The sequence below is a fragment of the Granulicella aggregans genome, assembly GCF_025685565.1.
Taxonomy (GTDB): Bacteria; Acidobacteriota; Terriglobia; order Terriglobales; family Acidobacteriaceae; genus Edaphobacter; species Edaphobacter aggregans_B.
Map to the genome: position 1 here is coordinate 2,089,585 of NZ_JAGSYE010000001.1, position 20,358 is coordinate 2,109,942.

The window sequence follows — 20,358 nt, forward strand, 5'->3', positions numbered from 1 at the left end:
GTCAAGAAGGTGGGCGGAGAGGATATCCTCTCCGCCCATTCTCTTGATGCAAGAGTCTTACTGCTTGCCGAAGCGGTAGATGACGCCGGCGGATATGGCGAAGAACTCGCGGTACTCGGTGCCGAAGTGCTCGATGATGAGATCGGGCTGGAGCCGGAAGGCGAGGTTCTTCGAGCGGTTGTAGTCGAGGCTGCCGCCGAAGGCTCCGATGGGCTTGGTGCGGTCGGTGTAGAGACCGACGTCATAGTTCGTTGGACCTTCAAACTGGCCATGGGCAACGCCAATGAGAGCGTGGTAGTCGACTGCGGCGTAGTGGTTTTTCGGTCCGCGGTACTGGACTCCGGCCATGCCCGCGTTCAGGAAGACGAGTTGGCGGCTGGGCCGGAAGCTGGCGGGGCTGGGCAGGACGGGGGTGGTTCCGCCCTCAAAGCGATAGTCGCCAGCGATGCCGAGACGGCTGGTCAGCCAGTAGGTGCCCATCAATTCGCCGCCGCCAAGGTTCATGCGTTTGGGAAGGTCCTGGCCGGCCTGGAAGTTCATGAAATTGATGCCACCGTAGACCTCGTACTTGTTGTCGTAGGTGGCCTGCGCTGCGGGGCCGATCTTTCCGTTCTGCGCCTGGGCTGAGGTTGCGAGTGTTGCCATTGCAAGGGCGGCTGCGGCAAAGGCCGCGAATACGGCTAACTTTCCTTTGGGCCCGGCGGTACGGCTATGCGCTTCTGCTGCCGGGGCGGTCATCAATCTCAGCATTGTTCTCCAGATCTGTCTGCGAAGTTTCGTGAATCGCGTTCTGTATCCAAGATATACCGTTTCGGCTGCATCTGGCCCGGTGGCGGCATCGTAGTTCAAGAGGGGCTGCTGCGGTGAAGCCGAAGCAGCGATCCTTATGCGACAATGAAGGCTATCGGCAGGCTTCTGCAGTAGGCCGGGAGTGGGAGAGTATACGATGGGCGATCTATTTCAACCTACGCACCTGATGGTGATTGGAATTGTGCTGCTGGTGCTGTTCGGCGGCAAGAAGCTGCCAGAACTCGGCAAGGGACTGGGCGAAGGGCTTCGTGGCTTTAAGGACGGCATGAAGGGTGTGACGGAAGACCCGGCCAAGCCTGGTGATACGGCCCACACGGTTACACCGAAGGCGGAAGAGTCCGTCAAATAGCGTTGTACGGTGTGTGTTTTACGTTGTAAGTGCGGCAGTCGCTAGAGAGTGATCATGACGACCGCGGCTGCGGCGATAGCCATACCGAGGCCCTGGCGCTTGCTGAGACGCTCCTTGAGGACGATGCCTGCCAGCAGGATCGTCGTTGTCGGGTAGAGCGAGGCCAGAACGGCTGCGACATCAAGGCGACCGGCGCGCGTGGCCGAGATATAGAGCATATTTCCGCAGGTATCGAGCACAGCGGTTGAGAGTGACCACAGGATAGCGGCTTTCGGCAGGCCAAAGACCGTCTTGCGCGAAGGCGGTGAGGCAACTCCGGCGGGGCTGTTCCCTGTCCGTCCCGCTCCGGCAAGCGTCAGAACGAGAAGGAGCAGCGAGCAGGTGGTGATGCTGCCCATGCGGGCGGTGGCCATCGGCCAGACGACGCCTCCGGCTCCTGCCATCTTCAGAGCGATGAAATAGAGGCCGAAGCCAGTTCCGGCAACGATGGCCAGAGCCATGGTGGACGAAGCGGGCGGCGCTTCAGGGTGTTCGAGTACGCCGGTGGGCGCGGCGGCGACCATCCATATGGCGATGCCTGCTATGGCGAAGCCAACGAGGCGGAGAACGCCGGGGGAGCCATCCGACGCGATGGCGAAGGTTGCCGGGACAGCAGCGGCGAGGAGACCGCTGACGGCTGCCGAGGCCCCCATGGCACCACGAGCCAACGCGATATAAAAGCAGGCGAGCGAGAGACCGCCAGTGACTCCCGCGCTGATGCCCCAGAGCAGCAGCGTGCCGTGGGGCATGCTGTCGCCGCGTAGGTGGGCGATGGTTGCGAGGATGCAGAGGCTTGTGAAGTGGCTTATGAGGATGACGCGCAAAGCAGAGCGCAGCGATCCGCCAGCGAGCTGCGCGCCCATGCCGCCGGAGAAGTCGCCTCCGCCCCATAGGACGGCGGCGAGCAGCCCCATGAGGACATTCGCTTGAATTGGAACGATCATGCTTCGCCCGCGCTTACTTGCCGGGCGGAGGCGTGGGCGCTGCCGGAGCGTTGGTGGAGGCGGGTGCATTGGGACTGACGGCGTCGATCGCGGAGGGATAGTAGCCGTCGCGAGAGATGACGTTCAGATTCGGGCGAAGGACTCGAACCTCGGTCTTGCGGTACTTGCCGTCGATGAAGGGCTCATGGGTGTAGTAGCCGACGGTGTACTGGGTGCGGACTTCCTTAGTGATCTCAGAGAAGCTCTCTTCGATACCCTTGGTGCGGAACTCGGAGGCCATCTGGCCGCCGGTTGCTGCAGCGTAGCGCGGGAGGATATCGTCACGCATCTGGAAGGGCATGTGGTAGCGGTCGAGGAAACCCAGGAACGGCGTGGCGGAGTCGCCCACGATGGTGCCGTATACCTGAATCTCGTGCGTCTGCAGGTACTTCACCACCTCCTTGAATTTGGCCTTGCTGCCGTACTCCTTGCCATCGCTAATGACGTAGATGATGCGGCGGCGACCGCGGCCGGTCTTGGTCAGGGCTACGGCGGCCTCAAGAATGGCGTCGTTGAGCGTGTGCAGTTCCTTGGGCGCGTTCAGCGTCATCCCGGGATTGTTGCGAACCGGTGAGGTGTTGGGGTCGAATTGGGAGTTGTTAATGACGGTCGTTTGGGCCAGAGGGCCGGTGGTGCCCATGATTGGATCGCGGCCCTTGCCCTTGGAGCGTTCGAGGACAGCGGTGACACGGGCGCTCTGCGCGGCGGTGAAGTCGGTCTGCATCTGCGGGCCGTTGTTGTAGGTGAAGATGGCGATCTGGTCATAAGGGGTAAAGGCACCCTGCAGCGCGGAGAGCGCGTTGTTGACCTTGGTCATGGTGTCGAAGGGGACGCTCTGGTCGATGACGAGGGCGACGGAGAGTGGAAAGGGATCCGAGGTGAAGATGGCCATGTGCTGGCGGACACCGTTCTCGTAGATGCGGACCTCGCGCCAGTCGATGCCGGGGACGAGGTGGCCCTTGGAGTCCTTGACCGTGAAGGGGGTCTGGACGAAGTTGACGGTCACGGGAGCCAGAGTGAAGGCCTTGATACCTTCGCCGGGTGCGGTGACTTCGGGGGCGGGCCCGTCATCGGCTGAGGGGGTGACCTTTTTTTGCGGGTCGGTGAGGTGGGGAGCGTCCGAGTCAGAGGGCGCAGGGCCGTCGCCGTTCGAGGTCGATGTGGTGCCGATGCCGGGGGTAACGTTGCCCAGATCCGGAATGGTCTGCGGCTTGGGAGCATCGGGAATGGCGGCGGGCTGGGACTGGGGCGCAGGCGCGGTCTGTTGTGCGACTCCGGCGTTCTGGGCGAGCATGAGGCCAGCCAATGCGGCCGCGATTACGTTGTGCTTCACTTTATCGATCTCCAAGGTCCCGGCATGCAGGTTTCCCGACTACCAGACTATCAGTGTGCCGCTAGAGCGTCATTCGCCGACGTAACTTGCGGTGGCCTAAAGGTTGGACGCAGGAGAGGGGAACTCCGTTGCGCGGAAGGGTGGGTCGCCGCAGTCGACAGAATCGTGAAATGACGCGGCGAAGGCTTGCTGACCCTCGGCGCGAGTAGAATTTGGCTGACTCCGGACGGAGTTGCACGTCTAAGGAGTGTATGCGCCTGCTCTCTGCTCTAATTCCGCGTCCCGGTCTTTCTCTCGGTCTGATGACCGTCCTTCTGCTGACCACCTCCGCGTTGCGTGCCCAGGAGGCACCGTCGCCTGGTGGGCCTCCGCCGCCGAGCACCGCCGCAGGCCAGCAGGAGAGCGAAGATTCGCCCGTAGCGACGCTGAAGGTGCAGACCAACCTGGTAAACGTGTACTTCTCGGTGCGTGACAAGAACGGGTTCATCACCAACCTGAAGAAGGATGATTGCTCGATCGAAGAGGACAAGGTTCCGCAGAAGATCAAGAACTTTACCCAGGAGAAGAACCTTCCGCTGACCATCGGGATTCTGCTGGACACCAGCGGAAGTCAGATGCACGTGTTGCCGCTCGAGCAGGAGTCTGGCGCACAGTTTTTGAAGGATGTGCTGACACCGAAGGACGAGGCGTTTCTGATCTCGTTCGACGTGAATGTGGACCTGCTGGCGGACTATACGAACTCGCCGCGTGAGATCAAGCGCGCTCTGGATAAGGCGCAGATCAACACCGGTGCGGGATCGGGTTCGGTGACTGGTAATGGCGCGGCACGAGGGACATTGCTATACGACGCGGTGTATCTGGCGGCGAATGACAAGCTGAAGCAGGAGGCGGGCCGGAAGATCCTGGTGCTGCTGACCGATGGCGGCGACCAGGGCTCGCAGGAGACGATCAAAACAGCGGCTGAAGCGGCGCAGAAGGCGAACGCGATCGTGTATGTGATCCTGATCGCCGACCGTGGTTTTTATAGCGGGATGGGGATGGGCTTCTCCGGGGACGGCGACATGGAGAAGCTGGCCAAGGACACCGGCGGGCGAGTGATCAACGTGGGCAACGATGGCAAGCGTCTGGAGGCAGCGTTTCAGCAGATATCGGACGAGTTGCGTACACAGTACCTGGCCAGCTACACGCCGACCAATGACAAGCAGGATGGGACGTTCCGCAAGCTGCAGTTGACCTGCCAGAAGGATCAGAAGGTGCAGGCTCGGCGCGGGTATTACGCGGTGGCGGACGCTTCGGGGGACCAGTAAGACAGCTGTGGCGAGACCCACTCATCGCGAAAGACAAATGCACGATGAATGGGGCACAGATTTGAGGTCACGGTGTAGGACTGAAGCGCAAGTGCTTAGGCTTCCATCGCTCCGGTGTAGACGGCCATTCCTGCGACGGCGTCGACGCCCATAGCGTCTAGTTCGTCGATCTCGGCGCGTTCCTTGATGCCCCCGGCAACGATCAGTTGACGGGCGGTTGTAGACCTGAGGATGGCGGCGACCTGCATGGGGAAGCCGGCCATGGTGCCTTCGATGTCGACGTGGGTGTAGAGGAAGGCCGAGCAAAAGTCTTCGAGCCAGGTGATGGCCTCTTCGGGCGTGAGGGCGACGGTGTCCTTCCAGCCCTTGATGGCAACTTGGCCGCCCTTGGTGTCTACTGAGAAGACGAGGGCGTCTTCACCGAGTGCTTTTTTGAGGCTGGCGGCGAAGGTCTTGTTCACTCCTTCGGGGCTGAAGAGGCTCGAGCCGTAGATGACGCGCTTGGCTCCGGCGTTGAGCAGGGCCTGGCCATCTTCAGGAGTTTTCAGACCTCCGCCAACCTGGCAGGGAAGACGCTTGCAGACCATCTCGATGAGGGCGCGGTTGTCGCCCTGGCGCATGGCGGCGTCGAGGTCGATGAGCTGAACCATGGGGTACTTCGAGAAGCGGTCGATCCAGTAGTCGAAGTCGTCGAAGGAGAGGGCGAGGCGCTGGCCCTGGATGAGCTGGACGATCTTGCCGCCCATGAGGTCGATGGAGGGGATGAGCATTTGTTCCTTTCAGGGTTACAAAAGCGAGGAGCAGATCCTCCGCTGCGCGAAGGATGACAAAGGGTGGTGTTGGTGGCGTTACAAAAGCAAATGCGGGGATTCTTCGCTGCGCTCAGAATGACGGCTTTCAATTTGGTGGTTGCGAATTTAGCAGGGAAGGCGGACGCTGATGCCGGCGCGCTGGAGTTCGGACTTTAGTGCGCGGGAGTCGGTGACGCCGAAGTGGAAGATGCTGGCGGCGAGCGCGGCGTCGGCTTTGCCGCCTCCTTCGTTGTGGCTGAAGACTTGAGCGAAGTGCGCGGCGGAGCCTGCGCCTCCAGACGCGATGACGGGGATTTGCACGGCGGCGCTAACGCGGGCGGTGAGTTCGCAGTCGAAGCCCGCCCTCATGCCGTCGGTGTTCATGCTGGTCAGCAGGATCTCGCCTGCGCCGCGCTGCTCGGCCTCGCGGGCCCAGTCGATGACACGCAGACCGGTGGGTTTGCGGCCTCCGCTGACGTAGACCTCGGCTTCTCCCACGGGATCTGACGATGAGGCGTTCCGTCGGGCGTCGATGGCGACGATGACGGCCTGCGCACCGAAGCTCGCGCCGATCTCGCCGATGAGTTCCGGCCTTGCGATGGCGGAGGAGTTGATGCTGACCTTGTCGGCACCGGCGTTGAAGACGGCAGCCGCGTCTTCAGCCGAGCGGATGCCGCCGCCGACGGTGAAGGGGACGAAGAGCGCGGCGGCGGTGCGCTTGACGGTGTCGAGCAGTGTCCCGCGGCCTTCGTGGGTGGCGGTGATGTCGAGCAGGACGATCTCGTCCGCGCCGGAGACGGCGTGGCGACGGGCGAGTTCGGCGGGGTCGCCGGCGTCGATGATATCGACGAACTGGATGCCCTTGACGACGCGTCCGTCGCGGACGTCGAGGCAGGCGATGATTCGTTTGGTCAGCATGGGCCTATCGCTTTCCGTTTTTATCCAGCCAGGCCCGAAGCTCTGCCCAAGCCTCTTCAGGCATTGCCCGTTTCGGGACGAATAGGAACTTTTTCTTGCTAACCAAGAGAATTGCGATCTGCTCGTCTTCTGCAAAGCCATAAAAAGCGGCAGGAAGAAATCGACCCTCGCTTCTTCCGGGAATTCGAGAGATGAATTCGTTTTCAGTAAGTTCGTGCGAGACCGAATGTTCTAAGCCTCCGCCGGGGCTGAGCTGTTTGAATATCCTCCGTATCGTTATTGGGCGCATAATGGCGAGGTACAATCCGAACCAAGCTAACCCAGCGAGAATGCCGCCGATTGAGGCGGGATATTTGAAGTGCCGAAAGATGACATCGTATAGCAAGAGCCCGAGGGAGAGTGCACCGACGATTGGCAAAATTACAATCCAGAGGAAACCATTGATGCGTCGCCAAAGCGTCTGTCTCATGAACAGGCGCTGCGCGGCTTTGAAGTCTGCCAAGGTCAGTACGTATTCATAGGTCATTGTGGCTCCTTATAGCTCGATGAAGTTCTTCAATACTTGCAACCCGACAGCGGCGGATTTCTCGGGGTGGAACTGGACGCCCATGACGTTGTCCTGTTCGACGGCGGCGGTGAAGGGACCTCCATAATTTGTAACTGCGGCGGTTGCTTTTACGATGGGCGCGCGCCAGGAGTGGGTGTAGTAGACGAAGCCGCTGGGGGCGATTCCGCTCAGGAGTTTCGAGTCTTCGCGGATCTCTTCGAGCGAGTTCCAGCCTACGTGCGGTGACTTGAGGTCTGTGCCTTCATACTGCGAGGGGAAGTGTTTGCAGGGGCCGGGGAAGTGGCCGAGACCGGCGGTGGCGGGGGCTTCGGTTGAGCCTTCGAAGAGCCACTGCAGGCCGACGCAGACTCCGAGGAACCAGGTGCCGCGGGCGACGCTCTCGCGGACTGCTTCGGTGAGGCCGAGGTCGGTGAGGAGCTGCGTGGCCTGGAAGTGGCCGACGCCGGGAAGGACGATCTTCGCGGCCTTGCGGACGAGGTCGGGGTCTTGCGTGACGGTGATCTCGGGCGCGTTAAGGTAGGTCAGCGCCTTGACGACGCTGGTGAGGTTGCCCGCTTTGTAGTCGATGATGGCGATCATAGTAGTAGCGAGTTAGCTAGAGGCAGCGAAGAAGCGCTGGCGGTGAGTGCTAGTTTATTCCCAGCCCTCTGGCTTCAAATGTGGGTGAGATTCATAAAGCGGTTCCATGAGCTTGAAAATGATGTCACAACAGATCGTCCCCACTGTGTTTACGTATGGCGTGACTTCATCTTTATCACCATCTTGTCTGACAAGGTAAGCCGAGTGGTCAAGCGCGGCGTAAGCCGCTTTGATTTGCTCCGCGACTGCTGCGGCAAGTTTTTCGTCTCGAACCATCGCTAAAAGTTCTCCATGTCTATCGATCCTGATCTCCTTCGCAGAAAGGTATGAAGTGCATTGGTGATGTCAGCATCATCGGGATTCTTCGCCTTCGGCTCAGAATGACGGCTGTTTGGAGGGTGCCTTTGTGATCTATAAGAGGCCCTTTGTGCTGGGCAACAAGTCCTTCATGCGTTCGTCGCGGCTGCAGGCTCCGCGGAGGGCGCGGGCGAAGGCTTTGAAGATGGCTTCGATCTTGTGGTGATTGCTGCGGCCGTACATGGTCTTGACGTGGACGTTGGCCTTGGCCCCGCGGGCGAAGCCGTCGAAGAAGTCGGCGAGGAGCTCGCTTTGGAAGTCGCCGACGAGGCGCACCTTGACCTTGTCGTCGACGACGTAGGCGACGCGGCCGGAGAGGTCGACGGCGGCGACGGCGAGGGTCTCGTCCATGGCCATGACGAAGTAGCCGGCGCGGAGGATGCCCTTCTTGTCGCCGAGCGCCTTGTTGAAGGCCTCGCCGAGCGCGATGCCGACGTCTTCGACGGTGTGGTGCTGGTCGACGTCGAGATCGCCGGTGCAGGTGAGTGTGAGGTCGAAGCCGCCGTGGCGGGTGAAGAGCTCCAGCATGTGGTCGAAGAAGCGGATGCCGGTGGAGACCTTGTATACGCCCTGGCCGTCGACGGTGAGTTTGAGGGCGATCTGGGTTTCGGTGGTGGAGCGTTTGATGGTGCCGGTGCGGGGCTTTGTCTTGGTCATGGGTTCACTCTGGTGTGGACTTTGTGTGCGGAGCCTAAGGGAAACGCAGATCCCCTTCGGGAATGACAAAATTGCCTATTTGCTTGTCATTCCCGAAGGGAATCTGCGTTGAAGAATTCAGACTCAGGTTCGTCGGGCATAAGTTCTTCCCACGTAGGATTGGCGGCTTCGATGAGAGCGATCTTCTGTGCCCGTGTCCATTTCTTAAGTTCTTTCTCGCGGGCGATCGCGTTATTGACGTATTGGAACTGTTCGCAGTACACGAGCCGGGTGATCTTGTAACGGGCGGTGAAGCTGCCGGGAGTCTGCTGCCGGTGTTCTGTGACACGTTTTTGAAGGCTGTTGGTCATGCCGATGTAGAGAATGTGCGAACGGTTGGAGAGGATGTAGACCCAGAATTGATACTCGTCCTGGCGCATCGGGGTTTTCCTTTGGCGTTTATGGTGGTGCGAGCGAAACGCAGATTCCCTTCGGGAATGACAAAAATTAGGGTGTGGGAGTCCATCCGATCTCGTTCAAGGATAGTTTGAGGGCTTCGAGGCCGCGGGTGACGTGGTCTTCGATGCCGATGGTGATGCGGACGTAGCCTTCGCAGCCGGGGTCGGAGGAGCGGTCGCGTAGGAGCACGCCGTGGGTTCGCATGGCTTCGCAGAGTTCCTTGTGCTTCGGGCCGATCTTCATCAAGATGAAGTTGGCGTGGCTGGGGAAGAAGTCTACGTTGAGTGCACCGAGGCCAGCGGCCATGCGCTCACGTCCGGTGGCGACCTGGTCTGCGTACCAGCGGACGTAGGCCTCGTCTTCTAGCGCGACGGGGAGAACGTCGAGGGCGATGCCGTTGATGTTGTACGGCGAGGCGACCTTGCGGACGTAGCGGATGAGGTCGGCGTTGCCGGCGATCATGCCGAGGCGCAGGTTGGCGAGGCCGTAGGCTTTGGAGAAGGTACGGCCCACAATCAAATTTGGGATGAGGTTGGGGATGGTGCTGATGTCGGCGAGCATGGATTCACCGTGGAAGTGGTAGTAGGCTTCATCGACGAAGAGGACGGCGTGGGGCGCGGCGGCGGCGATGGCCAGGAGCTGCTCGCGGGGGACAATGCCGCCGGTGGGATTGTTGGGCGAGGCGACCATGATGAGCTTGGTCTTGGGAGTGATGGCGCTGAGGAGGCGTTCGAAGGGGAATTGCAGCGTCTCGTCGGCCTGGATGCGGATCAGGTGCGAGGTCATCAGTTGGACGCTGACGTCGTACATGAAGAAGCTGGGCGTGGCGATGAGGGCTTCGTCTTCGGGTTCGAGGAAGGTGGCGCAGAGGAGATGGATGGCTTCGTCGACGCCGTTGGTGAGGAGCACCTGATCGGGGGCGAGGTTGAAGTGCGCGGCGACGAGGTGCTCAACGCGTTCGCGTTCGGGGTACTTGGTGAGGCCTTCGGATGTTGTTTGGAGGAGGCGCTCGATGACGCGCGGCGACGGGGCGAAGGTGTTCTCGTTGAAGTCGAGGCGCAGGGCGGTGCGAGCGGCGAGCGGCGGGTGGTACTCGGGCATGAGCTCTACGAGCCTGCGGGGCTTTATCGTCGTTGCGGGCGTTTGCGTGTCGGTCATTTCATCCTCATTCTTACGCTGGCGGCGTGGCCTGTCAGGCCTTCGGCATCGGCGAGCGCGGCGGCGTGGGGGCCAAGGGACTTGAGTCCCTTGCGGGTGTATTGCTGGACGGTGATGACCTTGAGGAAGTCCATGACGCTGAGGCCGCCGCGGATGCGGCCGTTGCGACCGGTGGGAAGGACGTGGTTGGGGCCGGAGACGTAGTCGCCCATGGCTTGCGGGGACCAGGGGCCGACGAAGACGGAGCCGGCGTTCTGGACCCAGTTGAGGTCGGCGAGGGTATCGACGGTGAGGTGCTCGGGGGCGAGGCGATTGGTGAGCTCGCGGGCTTCTGTAACCGTTTTGGTTACGAATATGTGGCCACGCGCGGCGATGGATAGCTTGGCCAGCGGATTTGATTTGGCCTGGAATTTTACTTCGGCGGCTACTTGTTTGCCGAGAGCTTCGCTGGTCGTGATGAAGACAGCGAGGGTCTCGGGGTCATGCTCGGCCTGGGCGACGAGATCGGCGGCAATGTCTGCTGGCTTGCCGGTCTCGCTGGTGACGACGATCTCGGTTGGGCCTGCGGGCATGTCGATGCCGCAGACGGTGGAGACGAGCTGCTTGGCGGCCGTGACGTAGAGATTGCCGGGGCCGACGATCTTGTTGACTGGCTGGATGGTTGTGGTGCCGTAGGCGAGGGCGGCGATGGCTTGCGCGCCGCCGATGCGGTAAAACTCGGTGACGCCGGCGAGATGGGCGGCGGCGAGGGTTTCCTTTGCCGGATTGGGGGAGCAAACTACGATGCGTTCGACGCCGGCGACTCTTGCGGGTGTGGTGGTCATCAGGAGCGTGGATGGCAGAGGATAGCGGCCACCGGGGACGTAGCAGCCTACGCTCGCTAGGGGGCGGACGATCTGGCCTGTGGTCACGCCGTCGGAATTAGTCAGCGTCCACTCTTCGGACTTCTGGGCCTCGGCGAAGGCGCGGATGTTGGCTTGGGCGGTGCGCATAGCTTGCTGGAGCTTAGCGTCCAAGGCATCCCAGGCTTGTTGCATCTCTTCTTGCGAGACAAGGATGGGCTGGCCTTTTTGGAGGGCGTCGAATTTCGTGGCGTATTCGAGGAGTGCTTTGTCGCCGCGCTTGCGGATGGCGGAGAGGATGGCGCGGACTATGGGCTCGACGCTTGCGGTGGAGACGGAGCCGCGCTGCTCGAGGGAGTCGATGGCGGCAGCGGCGGTCTGGGCGGTGCGTCCGTAGGTGCGGATCAGTTTCATTTGCGACGTTTACTCCAGGTAAAGGTTGATATGGCAGTTGCTGATCTAGCGCCTGAGGCTGAACCAAACAAGCAATAGCGCAGCGCCTGCAAGAGGTACAGCAACCGCAACCGCTACACGGTTGATTAACTTCTGGCGAGTTTCAAAGTCATTACGCTTCGGTTCGAGAGGGTCATACTTCACGACGAGTGAGTCGCCCTCATGTATTGAATCGAATGTATAGAGCGTGCCTTCGTAGATTTTGCCTTCGACTTCATAAGTAAACGCAACGATGAACTGCAGTCGCCCGCGTGGGTATATCGAATCAATATGGATAACTCTTCCGGCGGTTTGCTCCCAGTTAGTCTTTGGCATACGACCCCTTCTGAGGCTCTCAGTTATACGGCCCGATCTTTTCTAGATCACGACTTTGCTGAGTGGGTATTCGACGATGCCGGTGGCTCCGGCTAGTTTGAGTTTGGGGATGACGTCGCGGACGAGGGATTCATCGAGGATGGTGTTGAGGGCGACCCATTCGGGATCGCGGAGCTGCGAGATGGTGGGCGAGTTGAGCGCGGGCAGAACGTTGGTGACGGCGTCGAGGTCGGCCTTGCGCGCGTTCATCATGAGGCCGACGCGGCCTTGCGCTGCGATGGCGGCGTTGAGCATCAGGGAGATGTTGTCGATCTTGTTGCGCTTCCAGGCATCGGCGTAGGCTTGCTTGTTGGCGATGAGCTGGGTCTCGGACTCCATGAGCGTCTCGATGATGCGGAGGCGGTTGGCGCGGAGGCTGCTGCCGGTCTCGGTGACTTCGACGATGGCGTCGGCCAATGTAGGCGGTTTTACCTCCGTTGCGCCCCAGCTGAACTCGACTTTGACGGGGATGTTCTTCGAGGCAAAGTAGCGCTTGGTGAACTCGACGAGCTCGGTGGCGATGATCTTACCAGCGAGGTCTTCGGGCTTTTGGAAGGGCGAGTCTTCGGGGACGGCGAGCACCCATTTGACGGTCTGGCGGGACTGCTTGGAGTAGGTGAGGCTGGTGACGTACTCGACGTCGGACTCGTTCTCGAGGACCCAGTCGCGGCCGGTGAGGCCGGCATCGAGCGCGCCGTGTTCGACGTAGCGTGCCATCTCCTGGGCGCGGACGAGCATGCACTCGATCTCGACGTCGTCGATGGTGGGGAAGTAGCTGCGACCGCTGGCGAAGATGCGCCAGCCGGCGCGTTCGAAGAGGGCGAGGGTGGCGTCCTGCAGACTGCCTTTGGGGATGCCGAGCTTGAGTTTGTTCGCGGACATTACTTTGTCTCTCCTGATGCGGCGGTTACGGCGATGGGTTTGGTGAAGCAGCTTACGGTGCCTTCGTGGCAGACCAGGCCGTCGCCTTCGACTTCGACCTTGAAGAGGAGGGCGTCGTTGTCGCAGTCTGTCGATGCGGAGATGACGCGGAGACGGTTGCCGCTGGTCTCGCCCTTCATCCAAAGCTTCCCACGGGTGCGGGACCAGAAGGTGACGTAACCGGTTTCCAGGGTCATCTTGTAGCTGGTTTCGTTGAGAAAGCCGAGCATGAGGAGTTCGCCGGTCTTGGCGTCCTGAACCATGCCGGGGACTAGGCCGTCCATTTTGGCGAAGTCGATGTTGATTGGGTCTGTTGCGCCTGCGGTCATAAACGTCTCGCTTAAGTTTGGTTGGAGAAGTGGTTTCGAGCAGCAAAAAGCCCGCTCGCGATGTGCGCGTTAGCGGGCCTGTTTGGAATCCTGGTTTGGGGGTACTTAGTTCGCCGCACCGGATACAGCCGCCAACACGCTGGTCGCATGATGATGGTGGTGGCCACGGTGATGAAGAAGCAAACTCATGAGTTAGAGGCTAGACGGGAGCGGGATTGTTGTCAATCTCACTCTCCTTGATTGGATGAGGTACGACAAATTTATAGTTGCTTGTCCAGCACGACGAAGGCCAGGTCATTGCGCAAGGGAGTTCCGAAGCGGTTGTCACCATAAGGGAATGGGTGGGTTTCGCCGGTCAGTCGATAGCCTCTCCGTTCGTACCAGGCGATGAGCGTGTCGCGGACGTTGATGACGTGCATTTCGATGGTACGGGCACCGCGTTCTTTGGCCCACTGCTCGGCCGAGGCCAGCAGGGTGCGGCCTAGGCCGGATTTCTGCAAGGTTGGATCGACGGTGAGCGAGCCGAGATACCAGGTTTCGTCCGACTGAGGTTCGAGCCAGACGCAGCCTCTTAGGGGTGGCTGGGAATCCTCTTCGGCGATGAGCAGGAAGGATTCTGGTTTGGCTGCGAGATCTTCTTTGAGGGCGGCTTCGCTGGTGCGATCGCCGTCGAGATAGCGGGCTTCTGTGTTCCAGCTTGCGTTGGGGCCGGTGCCTCGGTAGGCGGTGTTCATCAGCGTTGCGAGCGCTGCGAGGTCGGTTGTAAGAGCGCGCCGAAGGGTAAGAGCCATGGTGCAAGTTTAACCTGTTCGTTGTTTGACAAGGAGATTTGCGTCACCTAGGCTGGCCGTACTTCACTTCGAGGTCACACCATGCAGCTTCGCCGTTTGATGGTTCTTCCCGCTCTTTTGCTTTGCCTAAGCTTTCCAGGGATGTCGCAAGCTCCGGCGGCAAAGGCTGGTCCCGCTGCGGCTGCCAAGGCAACGGCGGATGCCGATAAGCTCGACCTGAATACGGCGACTGCGGACCAGTTGAAGGCGCTGCCTGGAATCGGCGATGCGTATGCGAAGAAGATCATCGACGGACGTCCTTATACGGCGAAGAACCAGTTGACGACAAAAGGCATCATTCCGGCGGCGACCTACGAGAAGATCAAAGACCAGGTGATCGCGCACAAGGTGAAGAAGTAAACGCGATTACGAAACGATGACATTGTTTCGCGTGACGTTCCGGTAGAGTAGGTGCATGGAGGAAGGTGACGTGACCTTTTTCCGCATGTCATCCGATGCCAAGTCTTTTGACCCAATTTGAGAGCTCTGCGGGTCTCGTTCGTCCGATGCCCGGACGGCGGTGCTGCGCGCGGTTAGGTGCTTTGGCGCTGTCTGTAGCTGCGCTGACGGGATGTCAGAATCTCACGGCGGGCATGCCTGTTTCGCAAGTCCGAATCATTGACACCTCCGCTGACGCGCCGGACCTGGATATCTACCAGGGCGACGCCGCGCTTGCTTACAACCTCGGGTTCGGGACGGTGTCTTCGTACGTTTCGATTTCGCCGGGAGCTTCGACGGTGAGTGCGCATGCTGCCGGGACGAAGCAGATGTTGAGTTCCTTTCACGGCAGCTTTACGGCGTCGGGGCATTACACCGTTTTGTTGAGCGGAGGGCCGACGGGGACAATCTCCGAGACGGTGCTGGCGGACCAGAGCGTGGCTGCGCCCGCGGGCATGGCGTCGGTGAGAGTTCTTGATCAGGCGCGGCGCGGGACTGGCGATGTGGATGTGTATCTTGTGCGCGCTGGGTCGACACTGGCCGAGAGTCGTCCGTTCATTACGAACTCGGGCTTTGGAGAGAACGGCAGCTACATGAATGTTCCTGCCGGAGCGTACAAGGTGGTCGTCGTGGCTGCGGGTACGACGGTGCCGATCTACAGCGGGGCGACGGTGACGTACGGTTCAGGGTCGGCGCGGACGTTGGTCGTGCTGGATAGCCAGAGGATCGATGGGCAGAAGGTGCAGGTGGTGACGGCTGAGGACTTCGATCCGGGGGCTATGGTGGAGTAGTGCTAGCGGCTGATGCTGTTGCGTAGCTCAACGAATTCAAAAACGAAATGCGGGGGTCTTTCCGCTACGTCCGCAAAAGCGCGGACTTCGGTCGAGATGACGATCTCTGGTTGACAGAAAGGCCGCCGAGGATGTCGGCGGCCTTCGAGTTTGCGATTGATACGAGACTTTAGTAGCGGTAGGTTTCGCCCTTGTAGGGGCCTTCGACGGGCACACTAAGGTAGTCGGCCTGCTTGGGGCTGAGAGTGGTGAGCTTCACGCCGATCTTTTCGAGATGCAGACGGGCGACCTCTTCGTCGAGCCTCTTGGGGAGAACGTAGACGCCGATCTTGTAGGTGTCCTTGTTGGCCCAGAGATCGAGCTGTGCGAGGGTCTGGTTGGAGAAGCTGTTCGACATGACGAAGCTGGGATGGCCGGTGGCGCAGCCGAGGTTGACCAGACGGCCTTCGGCAAGGACGAAGATGCTGTTGCCGGAGGCGAAGGTGTACTTGTCGACCTGGGGCTTGATGTTGAGCTTGGTCACGTCCTTGAGGGCGTTGAGCGGCTCCATCTGAATCTCATTGTCGAAGTGTCCGATGTTGCAGACGATGGCCTGGTCCTTCATCAGGCGCATATGCTCGACGGTGATGATGTCGACGTTGCCGGTGCAGGTGACGTAGATGTCGGCGCGACCGAGGGTCTCTTCGATGGTGGTGACCTCGTAGCCTTCCATCGAGGCCTGGAGGGCGTTGATGGGGTCGATCTCGGTGACGATGACGCGGGCGCCGAGGCCGCGCAGCGATGCTGCCGAACCCTTGCCTACATCGCCATAACCGCATACGACGGCGACCTTGCCGGCGATCATCACGTCGGTCGCCCGCTTGATGCCGTCGACGAGCGATTCGCGGCAGCCGTAGAGGTTGTCGAACTTCGACTTGGTGACGGAGTCGTTGACGTTGATGGCGGGGACGAGCAGCGTGCCCTTCTCAAGCATCTTGTAGAGGCGGTGGACACCGGTGGTGGTCTCTTCGGAGACGCCGCGCCACTCCTTGGCGACATCCTGCCAGCGGGTCGGGTACTCGGCGTGAACCTTCTTGAGGAGGTTCTTGATGACGGACTCTTCGGTCGATCCGGAGGGAGAGTCGACCCACTTGTCGCCTTTTTCCATCTCGACACCCTTGTGGATGAGGAGGGTGACGTCGCCACCGTCGTCGATGACAAGCTGTGGGCCGAGGAGGCCGGGGCCGTTCGGATTCGGGAAGCTGAGGGCTTCGTTCGTGCACCACCAGAACTCTTCGAGGGTCTCGCCCTTCCAGGCGAAGACGGGGACGCCGGCGGCGGCGATGGCGGCGGCGGCGTGATCCTGTGTTGAGAAGATGTTGCAGGAGGCCCAGCGGACATCGGCGCCGAGGTCGACCATGGTCTCAATGAGGACTGCGGTCTGGATGGTCATGTGCAGCGATCCGGTGACGCGGACGCCGGCGAGGGGCTTGCCTGCGGCGTACTTGCGGCGGATGGACATGAGGCCGGGCATCTCCTGCTCGGCGATGTCGATCTCTTTGCGGCCGAAGTCGGCTAGGGTAATGTCGGCTACTTTGTAATCCTTTGCGATGCCGGGAAGGGCCGCTTTATCGAGTGTTGCTGTCGCCATGTGAGGCTCCTCAAGTCTTTTGTGTGGATTGCGTGGAGTGCGATCTGGAGATTCTTCTACAGTCCGATTTTATCGCTTACGCAAGTAAGGAAGCGGGCGAATCGACGGGGTGCGTTCTTTGGTAACGGAAGTTGCGAGAAGACGTTGACAGGATAAAGCTACGACTCGATCTCGTAGCAGCTCCAAACGTCGGTCGTGTTGAAGTGGAAGCCTTCGATGGGGCCAGTTCCAGGAACGATTTCGTCTGCGGTGGTGCGGGGCGGCTGCGTGGGTTCGTAGATGGTGACGGACTTTTTGTAGGGATCGATGAGCCAGGCTACTTGGGCTCCGTTGTCGATCCAATCCTGCATCTTGGCTTCTACGGCTTTGCGTCGGTCAGTCTTCGAGACGAGTTCGATAACGAACGCAGGGCAAAGGCGCGGGAAGCTCGAGAGATGTCTATTGGTGAGGCCTTTGAGTTGTTCCGGTGTGACATAAGCGGCATCGGGGGCATAGCAGGAGCCATCTTTCAGGAAAAAACCACCGTTTGAATCGTAGACGCGACCACGTTTGTGCGTCTTCCACCATGCGAGAAGCTGGAAGTTGATCTCGCTATTTCCGTTGCTGGTGAAGCCGCCTGCGGGAGCGTTCACAATGAGATCTCCTTCCTTGCTGCGCTCAAGCTGTATCCACTCGCTTTCCATAGCGGCGCGTTCGAAGTCTTCATCGGAGAGAGGGGTCTCCCAGCCGAGGCGAACGGGGAAGTCGGGAAGTTCGAGCTGTACCTGCATGCGGGCCTCCTGAGCAGAGTCTATGCTGAATCGCTGAAGTTCGGCACAAACTATTGTGTTGTCGCCGGTCCTTCGCGCATGGCGAGGCTGATCAGCGCGGCGACAACGGCCAGCCCGCCGATGACGAAGAGGCCAGCGGAAAAGCTGTGGGTGAGATCGCGTAGCAGACCAGTCAGGTAAGGGCCGGTGAATCCGCCGATGCCGCCGAGGATGGTGATGATAGCGACTCCACCGGCGGCTGCGCGTCCTCCGAGCACGCGGGTGGGCATCGCCCAGAATGGGCCCATGAGACCCCACCATCCCATGGTGGCGAGGGTGAAGGCGATGAGAGCGGCGAGCAGGCTATGGGCGATCGCGACCCAACTGAAGCCGATCGCGCAGAGGAGGAGGCAGAAGGCGATGTGCCAGCGCCGGTCGCCGGTGCGGTCACTCGACCAGCCGATGAGGACGGTGAAGATGGCGGCGGCCAGGTAGGGGAAGGTCGCGTAGCGGGCGATCAGGCTGGCGTCGCTGCTGGTGCCGGCGTGGACGAAGCTCTTGAGGACAAGCGGCATCCAGAGGTTCACGGTGTAGACGCCGATCTGCGAGATGAAGAAGACGACGGCGAGCATCCAGACGAGGGGGAGTTTGAAGGCGTCGAGAAGGTTGTGGCGGGCGGCTGCTCCGCCTTCGTTGCGATCGCGTTCGAGCTCGGTGTCGAGCCACTCTTTCTCTTCGCGGGAGAGCCAGTTTGCGTCGTCCGGCTTGTCTTTCAGCAGGAAGAGGACGGAGATGCCCATCAGGATGGTGGGCAGGCCTTCGGAGAGGAAGAGCCATTGCCAGCCGTGCAGGCCGGAGCGGCCTTCGAGCTTGAGCAGGAAGCTTGAGAGCGGGCCTCCGACGACTCCGGCGAGTGAGGTGGCGGTCATGAACTTGGCGATAGCGCGGGCGCGCTCGGCCGAGGGGAACCAGAAGGTGAGATAGAGGATCATGCCGGGGAAGAAGCCGGCCTCGCCCAGGCCGAGCAGGAAGCGCAGCAGATAGAAGCTGTGCGCTCCGGTGACGAAGGCCATGCCCGTGGCGACGATACCCCAGGAGATCATGATCCGGGCGATCCAGCGACGCGGCCCGAACCGCGTGAGCAGGAGATTGCTGGGGAGGTCGAAGAGCGCGGAGCCGAGGAAGAAGATGCCTGCGCCGGTGCCGTAGACGGTGTTCGAGAGGTGGAGATCGCGCTGCATGTCGGCAGCGGCGAAGCCTACGTTCACGCGGTCGAGGTACGCGAGGATGTAGAGGATGAAGATGTAGGGGATGAGCCGCCAGGTGATCTTGCTGTAGAGCTTCGAGGCGTCTATCGATTGAAGGGATTGGGCCGGGGGCATTTCACTAATGTAACTGGCGTGCCGATCGGATGAGAACACGGTCGTTTGCTGCCGCAAACGATACCCACTCATCGCAAAGACAGAAGCGCGATGAATGGGGCACCCAAGACCGAGCAGAGTCGAAAGGGACTAGAGGTGTTCGGCGGCCAGGATCTTCTGCTTGCGGTCGAGGCCCCAGCGGTAACCGGTGAGTGAGCCGTCTGAGCCTACGAGGCGATGGCAGGGAACCGCGATCGCTATGGGATTCGCCGCGCAGGCTGCGGCTACGGCGCGGGAGGCAGTGGGTTTGCCGAGCTCGCGGGCTAACTCTCCGTAGCTTCGTGTCTCGCCGCGTGGAATCGCCTGCAGGGCCTTCCAGACGCGCTGTTGGAAGGCGGTGGCACGGACGTCGAGCGGGAACTTGGCAGCGGTTGGAGACTCCGTGAGCTGCGATAGGACGAAGGCGACGGCTTCGGCTAGCCAGCCGGTGTTGCCTCGGGCCGGGGTCAATTGAGCTTTGTTGAAGCGCAGGCGGAGGTCGGCCTCGAGCTCCTGCTGGTCGCGACCGAAGAGGATGGCGCAGATGCCGAAGTCGGTGGTGGCGACGAGCATCTTGCCGAGGGGGGAGTCGGCGAGGGTGTAGCGTATGATCAGACCGGCACCGCCTTCGCGCATGACGCGTGGAGTCATGCCGAGTGAGACGGCGGAGTTTTCGTAGAGGCGGCTGGATGACCCGTAGCCTGCTTCGTAGATGGCATCGGTGACGCGCTTCTTGGGCTCGCGGACCTTGTCCTTGAACTTTGCGAGGCGCTGCTCTTTGGCGAACTCGCCTGGTGTGACGCCGAGGACGCGCTTGAAGCCGCGGAGGATGGTGAGGCGGCCGACGCCCGTAGCTTTCGCGATATCGGCGAGGCGGGTGCGCTCGGCGGCGTGGTCTTTCAGGTAGTCGGCGACGGTGGCGATGGCTTCGGCCTGCGGATCTGGCTTGTCAGAGACTCTGTCGGGTTCACAACGGAGACAAGCGCGATAGCCTGCGGCCTCAGCGGCGGCGGCCGTTGGGAAGAAGGCGACGTTCTTGCGGTTCGGCTTGCGGCTGGGGCAACTGGGCTTGCAGAAGATCTTGGTGGATTTGACGGCGTAGAAGAACTGGCCGTCGGCAGAGGTGTCGCGTGCTAGGACCTGCTGCCAGGACTTGCCGGGAAAGAGGCTTGGGACGTTGGCGGATTTGATGGGCTGCGAGGACATGACGGGATTGAGAGTTACGGTGGCTGTGCTCATTTCAGTATCGTGCATCGGACCGGCGATGGATACACTCCGGATTGTTCAGGGGAAGTGGGGCGCCACGTATGATCTACACTTTGGAGTATGCAAAG

Annotated in this window: 24 protein-coding genes; 4 read left to right on the forward strand and 20 right to left on the reverse strand. The window is 60.8% G+C overall.

Going from position 1 to position 20,358, the window contains the following annotated elements:
- Positions 1 to 57: 57 nt before the first annotated feature.
- Entirely contained in the window at positions 58 to 750 is a 693-nt protein-coding gene (locus tag OHL18_RS08290) for a hypothetical protein (RefSeq protein ID WP_263374342.1), read from the reverse strand.
- A 196-nt stretch (positions 751 to 946) separates the two neighbouring features.
- Here OHL18_RS08290 and OHL18_RS08295 point away from each other — a divergent pair, with 196 nt between their 5' ends.
- Positions 947 to 1,159, forward strand: coding sequence for a Sec-independent protein translocase subunit TatA/TatB (locus OHL18_RS08295; RefSeq protein ID WP_263374343.1), 213 nt, complete (start codon positions 947 to 949; stop codon positions 1,157 to 1,159).
- A 41-nt stretch (positions 1,160 to 1,200) separates the two neighbouring features.
- Here OHL18_RS08295 and OHL18_RS08300 read toward each other — a convergent pair whose 3' ends face one another.
- Both OHL18_RS08300 and OHL18_RS08305 read right to left on the reverse strand, forming a co-directional pair.
- Positions 1,201 to 2,142, reverse strand: a complete 942-nt coding sequence (locus OHL18_RS08300; protein ID WP_263374344.1) for an EamA family transporter — start codon at positions 2,140 to 2,142, stop codon at positions 1,201 to 1,203.
- 13 nt (positions 2,143 to 2,155) lie between these two features.
- Positions 2,156 to 3,514 carry a VWA domain-containing protein gene (locus OHL18_RS08305; protein WP_263374345.1) on the reverse strand — a complete coding sequence of 453 codons (1,359 nt, stop codon included), beginning with the start codon at positions 3,512 to 3,514 and terminating at the stop codon, positions 2,156 to 2,158.
- Between the two features lie 251 nt (positions 3,515 to 3,765).
- On the opposite strand from OHL18_RS08305, the gene OHL18_RS08310 reads away from it, so the two are divergent.
- Positions 3,766 to 4,821, forward strand: a complete 1,056-nt coding sequence (locus tag OHL18_RS08310; RefSeq protein ID WP_317890472.1) for a VWA domain-containing protein — start codon at positions 3,766 to 3,768, stop codon at positions 4,819 to 4,821.
- A 95-nt stretch (positions 4,822 to 4,916) separates the two neighbouring features.
- Here OHL18_RS08310 and OHL18_RS08315 read toward each other — a convergent pair whose 3' ends face one another.
- The 13 genes from OHL18_RS08315 to OHL18_RS08375 all read right to left on the reverse strand — a co-directional run bounded on the left by OHL18_RS08315 (position 4,917) and on the right by OHL18_RS08375 (position 13,977).
- The gene (locus tag OHL18_RS08315; protein ID WP_263374346.1) at positions 4,917 to 5,591 is read right to left on the reverse strand and encodes a 1-(5-phosphoribosyl)-5-[(5-phosphoribosylamino)methylideneamino]imidazole-4-carboxamide isomerase; all 675 of its coding nucleotides are present in this window, start codon (positions 5,589 to 5,591) and stop codon (positions 4,917 to 4,919) included.
- A 147-nt stretch (positions 5,592 to 5,738) separates the two neighbouring features.
- Positions 5,739 to 6,530, reverse strand: a complete 792-nt coding sequence (hisF, locus tag OHL18_RS08320) for an imidazole glycerol phosphate synthase subunit HisF (RefSeq protein ID WP_263374347.1) — start codon at positions 6,528 to 6,530, stop codon at positions 5,739 to 5,741.
- 4 nt (positions 6,531 to 6,534) lie between these two features.
- Positions 6,535 to 7,056: a YcxB family protein gene (locus tag OHL18_RS08325; protein WP_263374348.1), complete on the reverse strand. Its 522-nt coding sequence runs from the start codon at positions 7,054 to 7,056 to the stop codon at positions 6,535 to 6,537.
- 9 nt (positions 7,057 to 7,065) lie between these two features.
- Positions 7,066 to 7,677 (reverse strand): imidazole glycerol phosphate synthase subunit HisH, encoded by a 612-nt coding sequence (gene hisH, locus OHL18_RS08330; protein ID WP_263374349.1) that lies wholly within the window; start codon positions 7,675 to 7,677, stop codon positions 7,066 to 7,068.
- A gap of 54 nt (positions 7,678 to 7,731) precedes the next feature.
- Complete coding sequence (locus OHL18_RS08335; RefSeq protein ID WP_263374350.1) at positions 7,732 to 7,953, reverse strand: hypothetical protein; 222 nt, start codon at positions 7,951 to 7,953, stop codon at positions 7,732 to 7,734.
- Positions 7,954 to 8,088: 135 nt separating this feature from the next.
- Entirely contained in the window at positions 8,089 to 8,691 is a 603-nt protein-coding gene (hisB, locus tag OHL18_RS08340) for an imidazoleglycerol-phosphate dehydratase HisB (RefSeq protein ID WP_263374351.1), read from the reverse strand.
- Positions 8,692 to 8,777: 86 nt separating this feature from the next.
- Positions 8,778 to 9,110, reverse strand: a complete 333-nt coding sequence (locus OHL18_RS08345) for a GIY-YIG nuclease family protein (RefSeq protein WP_263374352.1) — start codon at positions 9,108 to 9,110, stop codon at positions 8,778 to 8,780.
- A gap of 67 nt (positions 9,111 to 9,177) precedes the next feature.
- Entirely contained in the window at positions 9,178 to 10,287 is a 1,110-nt protein-coding gene (gene hisC, locus OHL18_RS08350) for a histidinol-phosphate transaminase (protein ID WP_263374353.1), read from the reverse strand.
- Complete coding sequence (hisD, locus tag OHL18_RS08355) at positions 10,284 to 11,543, reverse strand: histidinol dehydrogenase (protein WP_263374354.1); 1,260 nt, start codon at positions 11,541 to 11,543, stop codon at positions 10,284 to 10,286. Before hisD ends, hisC begins: the two co-directional genes overlap by 4 nt.
- A gap of 45 nt (positions 11,544 to 11,588) precedes the next feature.
- Complete coding sequence (locus OHL18_RS08360; RefSeq protein ID WP_263374355.1) at positions 11,589 to 11,897, reverse strand: DUF3592 domain-containing protein; 309 nt, start codon at positions 11,895 to 11,897, stop codon at positions 11,589 to 11,591.
- 42 nt (positions 11,898 to 11,939) lie between these two features.
- Positions 11,940 to 12,818, reverse strand: a complete 879-nt coding sequence (gene hisG / locus OHL18_RS08365) for an ATP phosphoribosyltransferase (protein ID WP_263374356.1) — start codon at positions 12,816 to 12,818, stop codon at positions 11,940 to 11,942.
- On the reverse strand, positions 12,818 to 13,186 hold the full coding sequence (hisI, locus tag OHL18_RS08370) for a phosphoribosyl-AMP cyclohydrolase (RefSeq protein WP_263374357.1): 369 nt from the start codon (positions 13,184 to 13,186) through the stop codon (positions 12,818 to 12,820). Before hisI ends, hisG begins: the two co-directional genes overlap by 1 nt.
- A 260-nt stretch (positions 13,187 to 13,446) precedes the next feature.
- On the reverse strand, positions 13,447 to 13,977 hold the full coding sequence (locus OHL18_RS08375; RefSeq protein WP_263374358.1) for a GNAT family N-acetyltransferase: 531 nt from the start codon (positions 13,975 to 13,977) through the stop codon (positions 13,447 to 13,449).
- A 141-nt stretch (positions 13,978 to 14,118) separates the two neighbouring features.
- Between OHL18_RS08375 and OHL18_RS08380 the strand changes: the two genes are divergently transcribed.
- Together OHL18_RS08380 and OHL18_RS08385 are read left to right on the forward strand one after the other, a co-directional pair.
- On the forward strand, positions 14,119 to 14,376 hold the full coding sequence (locus OHL18_RS08380; protein ID WP_263374359.1) for a ComEA family DNA-binding protein: 258 nt from the start codon (positions 14,119 to 14,121) through the stop codon (positions 14,374 to 14,376).
- Positions 14,377 to 14,609: 233 nt separating this feature from the next.
- Positions 14,610 to 15,245, forward strand: coding sequence for a DUF4397 domain-containing protein (locus OHL18_RS08385; protein WP_263374360.1), 636 nt, complete (start codon positions 14,610 to 14,612; stop codon positions 15,243 to 15,245).
- Between the two features lie 169 nt (positions 15,246 to 15,414).
- Here OHL18_RS08385 and ahcY read toward each other — a convergent pair whose 3' ends face one another.
- The 4 genes from ahcY to OHL18_RS08410 all read right to left on the reverse strand — a co-directional run bounded on the left by ahcY (position 15,415) and on the right by OHL18_RS08410 (position 20,263).
- Positions 15,415 to 16,875: an adenosylhomocysteinase gene (gene ahcY / locus OHL18_RS08390; protein ID WP_263374361.1), complete on the reverse strand. Its 1,461-nt coding sequence runs from the start codon at positions 16,873 to 16,875 to the stop codon at positions 15,415 to 15,417.
- 158 nt (positions 16,876 to 17,033) lie between these two features.
- Entirely contained in the window at positions 17,034 to 17,645 is a 612-nt protein-coding gene (locus OHL18_RS08395) for a Uma2 family endonuclease (protein ID WP_263374362.1), read from the reverse strand.
- A gap of 50 nt (positions 17,646 to 17,695) precedes the next feature.
- On the reverse strand, positions 17,696 to 19,006 hold the full coding sequence (locus OHL18_RS08400) for an MFS transporter (protein ID WP_263374363.1): 1,311 nt from the start codon (positions 19,004 to 19,006) through the stop codon (positions 17,696 to 17,698).
- A 129-nt stretch (positions 19,007 to 19,135) separates the two neighbouring features.
- Positions 19,136 to 20,263, reverse strand: a complete 1,128-nt coding sequence (locus OHL18_RS08410; RefSeq protein WP_317890473.1) for a bifunctional transcriptional activator/DNA repair enzyme AdaA — start codon at positions 20,261 to 20,263, stop codon at positions 19,136 to 19,138.
- Positions 20,264 to 20,358: the final 95 nt, after the last annotated feature.